Source organism: Providencia sp. Je.9.19 (assembly GCF_051129765.1).
Taxonomy (GTDB): Bacteria; Pseudomonadota; Gammaproteobacteria; order Enterobacterales; family Enterobacteriaceae; genus Providencia.
On sequence record NZ_JBCPSS010000031.1, the window covers coordinates 1 to 467 of the forward strand.

1 pseudogene is annotated in these 467 nt (G+C 55.9%); it reads right to left on the reverse strand.

Annotated elements, in window-relative coordinates:
• Positions 1-231 (reverse strand): annotated as a pseudogene (locus tag AAZR93_RS21585) (hypothetical protein); the annotation flags it as partial.
• Between the last annotated feature and the right edge of the window lie 236 nt (positions 232-467).

Consider the following 467-nt stretch of genomic DNA (forward strand, 5'->3'; position numbering starts at 1 on the left):
GTACGGCAACTGCTTGTTTTGATTACTCACGTTCAAGCTGACGGAACGGTGATCGCCATCAAACACCACCCGGGTGCGGTCTAAAGCAATCGCCGCCTCTGCTGAGGAGGTCAAGACACTCCCCATGGCCACGCCACTCCACAGCAGCGCGTTGAGGAGGGCGGTCTTGCGAGATGAGCATGTCACACGCAACCGCGGAGTAAAGTGGTTCGGGATATTCTGCAAATTCATGGTTTAGCTCTCTGTGTTCACGGTATCAATATGCAACGTCTGTGCATCGTTCATGTGTCTTCATCGTGTATGGCCCATGGCCTCTCACGGGTTTCGCAGCTGCAAATTACCCCAACCCAAGGTTGATGCTTCACGCGCCGGGGCAGAAGAGACCGCGCTCATCGTCTCGACATTCACCATGGGGGCCGGTGTCGGTATCACCGACGTTGATGGTGCCCCTTCGTGAGCAACAACCG